This is a genomic window from Alicyclobacillus herbarius DSM 13609, assembly GCF_000430585.1.
Lineage (GTDB): Bacteria > Bacillota > Bacilli > Alicyclobacillales > Alicyclobacillaceae > Alicyclobacillus_G > Alicyclobacillus_G herbarius.
Genome location: NZ_AUMH01000025.1, coordinates 20,781 through 27,151, shown reverse-complemented (window position 1 = coordinate 27,151; position 6,371 = coordinate 20,781). Strand labels below are relative to the sequence as shown.

Here is a 6,371-nt window from a genome sequence, read left to right as displayed (position 1 = left end):
ATCGGCCTAAGCTCATGAAGTTGCTGGCGGATCCCCATGTGCAAACCATCGTCGTGGAACACCGGGATCGGCTCATGCGCTTTGGGTTTGAATACGTAAAGGCGGCTTTGGCAGCCCAGGGGCGTCGGATCTTGGTCGTTGAACTTGGCGAAGTCAAGGAGGACAACGCGGAATTCTCCTTTCCAATTCACGCGGGATTCACGGTAGGTCTATGGCGGATCAGGCACTCGGAATGATGATATCCTTTACGCGCGGGCAGCACTGGGGAGGAAGTGGCTCGTAAAGCCAAGGCGTTTGACATGGTCGTCATCGGGGTCAAGCGGACTCCGGAGTCCTTGCCGAATCACGACCGGGTCGTCGGCCTTGAACAGCTCGATGAGGTCTTGGCCGTCAGTGACTTTGTCGTGGTGTTAACGCCGTGGACCCGTGAGACGTATCACCTATTTGACCGGCAGCGTTTTACCCGCATGAAGCGGTCTGCGGTGCTGTTGAACTTCGCCTGCGGGGATGTCGTAGATGAGGCGGCTTTGGTGGACGCGCTGAGGTCGGGCGAGATAGCGGGCGCCGGTCTGGATGTCTTTCATGAGGAGCCATTGCCCGCTACCAGTCCCCTTTGGGACTTGCCGCAAGTGCTGATTTCCCTGCATAACGGCGATTGACACCCCACCACAACCGTCGGTTAGTACCCCTCATTCTAGAGAACTACTCGGCGTATCGGGAAGGTCGGCCACTGCCAACTGCGGTTGACTTGGAGCAGGGGTATTGATCCAAAGCCGGCTTACATCCTGCCCAAATTCAGCGAACCCGACGCATGGAAAACACACTTTCGCACGGTAAAGTTCGCAAACTAAGACGATGGAAAAAGGGGAGCTCCGCATGATTCGGACGTTGCGTTTCTATCATCCGGTAGACAACCAGGTTCACCTTGGTTTGCTGGAAGGTGACGACGTATACAGCATTACCAGCCATATCCCGGAGTGGACGTGTCCGGTGAAGATGTGGCGTGTCCTGCGTGTGTTAAACATCCCATGCGTTGATGCGATGGAGAAATTCCGTCAGGGACCGCCGTTGTCGTTTACTGAACTGGAACGTCAGGGGCGACTGCTGCCCCCGGTGGAGTGCACCGAAGTCTGGGCGTCCGGTGTTACGTACGAACGGAGTCGGGATGCGCGCAATGCGGAGACACAACTACAGGATAGTGTCTATGACCGCGTCTATGCCGCCGCGCGTCCAGAATTGTTTTTTAAATCGACCTATCGACGGTTGGTCGCTCCTGAGCGGCCGCTGAACCTCCGTTCGGATTCGCGGTGGATGGTGCCTGAACCGGAGCTCTCAGTGGTCGTTAGCCGAGAGGGGGACATTATCGGCTGGACGATTGGGAACGACCTGAGTTCTCGTGATATTGAGGGGGAAAACCCATTATACCTGCCACAGGCCAAAGTGTTCGCGAACAGCTGTGCCTTGGGGCCGGTCCTGTTATGGAACACCGGCGCCGAACGGCCGCAGGACTGGCAAGTCACCATGACCATACATCGAGACGGGGCGACTGTATTTTCGGGGAACATCGGGATTCAGCAACTCCGTCGGGATGTCGAAGAATTGATTTCATATTTGCTCCGAGATAATCCCATTCTGGACGGCACAGTCCTGATGACCGGGACAGGCATCGTGCCGCCGGATGAATTCACGCTGGCACCTGGCGATGTGGTTGAGATTTCCATCGACAACATCGGCACCTTGTGCAATCCGGTGGCCCGGGCGGGGGACCTACGGACCAACCCCGCTTTCGTTTCGGCCAATATCACTTCTTAACACTTCACACGGCTAGAGGAGTGGGATGCGTGGGGGCCTTCTTGCAACGGGGGGGTCTGCTTGATGCCCCAAGTTATCCCCGTGTCCCACAGTTGAGCCTAACCTGGCATGGCCCCGCATGCCACAAGCATCCGTCTTTGTCTCCTATTTGCCCCTATAGGAAATATATCTCAATACTTCAACTTCCTTGTCCCAATCGGTTCACCTCTACTTGATTTTCGAGTAACGAGACTACGTCTTCCGTCTTTGTGTTTTTGCCGCATCGAAAAATATCGATTGTCAAGTGGATCTTGTAGGAAATTCGTCCATCTTGTCGAACTCTCTATCTATCCGATAGAAAGACCCACGATTTTCAGTGGGATCTAGCGGATTTAGTGCAATTTTCATACAAACGCAAACTGGGCACGTGTGTCCACAAGGAGGGGATTATTCTGTTGAAAAAACGGACCTATGCCGCCCTGGTGGCTTTGGCCGGTGCGGGTGTGGGCGTGACAACCGGAGTCGTAGGAAAACCCCCGATGGTCGTGTACGCAGCCACTTATCAAACCGTTCGTGTAGGTTCCCATGGTTCTACCGTGACATATTTACAAAACACGCTGAACACACTTGGGTACAGTTGTGGTAAGGTTGACGGCGTGTTCGGACCTAAGACTCTGTCAGCCGTGAAAAAATTTCAGAGTTCTCATAAGCTCAGTGTGGACGGGATAGTGGGTCCAAAGACGTGGGCGGCACTCAAGTCGGCATTGGCCAATCTCTCCTCAGGCGGCGGATTGCCGGCCAACAAGGTTACAACCGGGTCATCTTCCGGATCGACCAAGAACGGGTCGAGTTCAAGCGAAACGAAAACAAGCGGATCGAGCTCGGCTCATTCTGGTACGTCTTCAAAATCATCGACTCATCCTCCTTATCCTGGACATTACCTTGTGAACGGCTCGCACGGGAGCGATGTCAAGACGCTGCAAACGCGGTTGAATCAACTTGGCTACCACGCTGGTACCGTCGATGGGGTGTTTGGTAAGCAGACGTTGGCTGCCGTGAAGAGCTTCCAAAAAAATAACAAATTGACGGTGGATGGTGTTGTAGGCGTCCAGACATGGGACAAGCTGTTCTCTTCCACCGCCGTGAAATATCCGGCAGGCTCCTCGTCATCCAGCTCGTCGAAGTCATCAACGTCATCAGGATCCTCGGGGTCCAAGTCTTCCGGCACCAGTTCATCGTCATCTAGTTCATCCAGGTCAAGTTCTTCTTCTAGCTCGTCGACTAAGGGTCCTGCGTATCCGGGCACCATTATCCGGCAGGGTTCGACCGGAACGGCGGTAAAGGAAATCCAGCAACAGCTCAACAAGCTCGGATTTAACTGTGGCACTGTAGATGGTCAGTTTGGTCAGAAAACGGAAAGTGCCGTCAAGGCCTTTCAGAAAGCTAAGGGATTGACGCAGGACGGACAGGTAGGGCCACAGACTTGGTCTGCCCTGTTCGGGGTGACTGTGACGAGTTCACAGTCGTCGTATACGAATGTGGACCTGCGTTATCCGGCTCCCAAGTCGGTGACAGCGAGTCAAATCGATCAATGGATCGCCGCCCATCACCCTGGAAACATGGAGGGACTGGGTACATACTTTATCGAGGCACAAAACAAATATGGAACAAATGCCACCTATCTGGTAGCCCATGCGGCTTTGGAGACCGGATGGGGTACAAGCTCGCTGGCATTGTATAAGAACAACTGGTTTGGATACGGGGCCTATGATAAAAACGCCTATGAATTTGGTGGCACATTTCCTTCCAGTGAGTACGCCATCCTGTTTGAGGCGTGGGAGGTACGTCAAAACTATCTGACGCCCGGGGCGACGAATTACGGCGGAGCCCCCACCTTAACCGGAATGAACAACAATTATGCGACCGACTCCAGCTGGGCAAACAGCATCAGTCAGATTATGAGCGAGTACGTGGGACAGACCGGCGGATCGGCCAGCGATTACGTGCACTATCAGGCGTCCAACACACCACCCGCGCCGGCCTCTACCACGGAGCCGTTGTACAAGGTGAGCACCGATGCGAAGGCTGAGGTTTGGTCCAAGTCGCCGTATAGTGCCGTACCCGTCTTTTCCTCTTTGAGTGATGCGGCAGCGAGTGCGTTCTTATATGGGAACTTGTCGGAAACCAGTTCCTCGACATCATACCCGGCCGTTAAACGTCTGCAGCAGGCGTTGAATCAGAGTTCAGCCGTCACCCCAAAACTGTCGGTCGATGGGCAATTCGGTCCCAACACAAAGAAGGCGGTAGAACAGTTCCAAAAGGCCGTAGGCCTTCCCCAAACGGGAGTCTGCGATGATGCCACATGGGCGAAACTGTTTCCGGCCAGCGGCGTAGCGTTGAAAAAAGGACAAACCTATCACGTTGATGAAATGGCGCAATTCATGACTTCGGGCATGGCTGGGGGCATGAAACAGTTCGTGACATTGTGGTATCACGTCGTTGGATACGGCTGGGTGCCTTCCACCGAGGTGCAGCTGGACAATGTCTACCGAGTCATTCCGAGCAGTGGATATACCATCAACTTGACCGGTTCAGGGGGAACAATCACTTTGCACCGGGGTGATTTTGCGGTCCGGAACTCGGCGGGCCAATTGGAAGTCTACAATCAGCAAACCGGCAAACTCATCGTCGGCAAACCCAGTGGTTCTGTGCAGCTGCAGCCGTTTACGATGCCTGTTGTCTACTCAGGCAACTAAACGGTACGAATTGCGCAGGCGGCTTACTCCGTACTTTCCTATCGCTCAGATACACGTCAATCAAACAACACGGCCTTCCCGCTTCGTATGGGAAGGCCGTTTTCAACACTGAACGCGTGTGTCAGGCGCTGACATTGTGGGTGTTTTCTCGGGTTCCCATGTTAAGACACGTATAGAGGGATGTCAGGACGACCACCAGGACGATGCAGACGGGTAACCAAATGGCATGCAGGCCAAACACGCGCATGAGCAGGCTACATATCGCTGCTCCTACGCCGTAGGAAACGATGACCGTAATCCAGGTTAAGGCGGACAGCAAGGAGGCCCGTGAAGTGGAGGGGTGGCCTTTATCCAAATCGCGTTTTATCCAGTGTTGCCACTGCCAGACCACGGTCTCCATCAGTCCGAGTAACGTACTGGTAATTACTACCGTGGTCACACCCGAAATCCCCACGCGGCGGGCAGCCGTTCCTTGCAAGCCCATGGCAAACGCCAGTACAACCACCAGGTCGATATCAAGCCCTCCCGCCAAGCCTTGTCCGTAGGTTGAGAGAATCCAAAAGATCACGAGGGCAAAAAGTTCAATCGTGATAACCAAGGTGACCGCCGCATCCAGGCGCGAGGTTTTCGGTTTTTTTCTTAATATGAACGCCCCCAAAGCGGCGCCGAGGATAAAACCGCCCAAGGCCGCGACATACCGCACGGCGACAAGTCCGGGTGCGTGCGCGACGGTTAGTCCCAACAGCACAGTGTTGCCCGTCATGGCCGCAGTAAAAACTTGGCCTAACGCGAGAAAACTGATGGCGTCCACGCAACCAGAGGTGACCGTGAGCAATACCATCAAAAGACGATGAAGAAACGCATGGGACGAGTCCAAGGTGACACCTCCACGAAAAAATGACGAGCTTCCTAAAACTACGTCTTCCGAGAACTGCTCAGCAAGCAAAGTAGAAATGAAAGCTTGCTTGTCAACATCTTATCAAAGTTCTCAAAGTGCATGTCCGAATCCGTCAAAGTCCTTACCTGAGATTGGCTCACTTTGTTGTTGGGACTCCAAAATGGGTAATCGAAATCCTTTCTCCGTGGTTATCCTCACCTTTTATCCTCACTTCACCTGCTTCGAAAACAGCCATTGGACCCCGCATTAGACTACCCAAGGCACCGGAGGCCGGAGTTGTATGCACCGTTGACCCGGGCACAGAGGCACGATTGAATCGGGTGGGCACCGGGGGTAACATAGAATCGGTTTTTGAATCCGGTTTTTCCTTTGGGCGGTCTACCGATGCGGGATATACATCCGACGGGGGGATGGCTTTTGGACGTTACCCGTGTGGTGCACGAATTTAACAACGTGGTTCGAGAGGTGCGTAAGAAACACACCGGAAAAGGGCCCGAGAAGATCACTACTCGCTTTTTGGGGGCGTGGGCTATCTGTGAGATGAAAGGCACTTTGACGGGAATGGAGAAGTTTGTCGCGCAGACGACAGAGGGACGGCGTATGGTGCATGAACTGCGCACGACTTTTGTCAAGGAAATCTATAAGAACGAAGCTGTGCGCAAAGAGGTCGAACAAACGGTCGGCGCCAAGCTGGTGAAGCTGTATTGTGACTTCGATGTTGAGTCGGATACGGCCATGACTGTATATGTGTTCGACCGCCCGCTGGGGCTGGACACCATCTCCCACCCCTGATACAATCATATTGATCTTTTGTGATAAAAGTCATAGTTTGTTTGGATTGGTTGCGGGGTACAGAGGGTGCTTCGGACTACTCCATCGAAGCTGGCAGATTAGAAGGGCCGGTTTTGGTGGAGTTTTTTATTTTG

The 6,371-nt window shown here is 53.7% G+C and carries 4 protein-coding genes and 2 pseudogenes; 5 read left to right on the top strand and 1 reads right to left on the bottom strand.

The features are described from left to right. The 4 genes and pseudogenes from H522_RS19705 to H522_RS21965 all read left to right on the top strand — a co-directional run. Positions 1 to 236: pseudogene (locus H522_RS19705) on the top strand (IS607 family transposase); the annotation flags it as partial. A 27-nt stretch (positions 237 to 263) separates the two neighbouring features. Continuing rightward, a pseudogene (locus tag H522_RS19700) lies at positions 264 to 659 on the top strand (NAD(P)-dependent oxidoreductase); the annotation flags it as partial. 217 nt (positions 660 to 876) lie between these two features. Further along, positions 877 to 1,812 carry a fumarylacetoacetate hydrolase family protein gene (locus H522_RS19695; protein WP_051344326.1) on the top strand — a complete coding sequence of 312 codons (936 nt, stop codon included), beginning with the start codon at positions 877 to 879 and terminating at the stop codon, positions 1,810 to 1,812. 434 nt (positions 1,813 to 2,246) lie between these two features. Then, positions 2,247 to 4,547, top strand: coding sequence for a peptidoglycan-binding protein (locus H522_RS21965; RefSeq protein WP_081412178.1), 2,301 nt, complete (start codon positions 2,247 to 2,249; stop codon positions 4,545 to 4,547). 121 nt (positions 4,548 to 4,668) lie between these two features. On the opposite strand, the gene H522_RS19685 is transcribed toward H522_RS21965, so the two are convergent. After that, positions 4,669 to 5,424, bottom strand: coding sequence for a YoaK family protein (locus H522_RS19685; RefSeq protein ID WP_051344325.1), 756 nt, complete (start codon positions 5,422 to 5,424; stop codon positions 4,669 to 4,671). A 438-nt stretch (positions 5,425 to 5,862) separates the two neighbouring features. Here H522_RS19685 and H522_RS0114605 point away from each other — a divergent pair, with 438 nt between their 5' ends. Further along, positions 5,863 to 6,237, top strand: a complete 375-nt coding sequence (locus H522_RS0114605) for a Na-translocating system protein MpsC family protein (protein ID WP_026962911.1) — start codon at positions 5,863 to 5,865, stop codon at positions 6,235 to 6,237. The last annotated feature ends 134 nt before the right edge of the window (positions 6,238 to 6,371 follow it).

Bases quoted from the DNA above. Each gene is read 5' to 3' on its own strand.
- H522_RS19695 (WP_051344326.1), top strand. From the start codon at position 877: ATGATTCGGACGTTGCGTTTCTATCATCCGGTAGACAACCAGGTTCAC.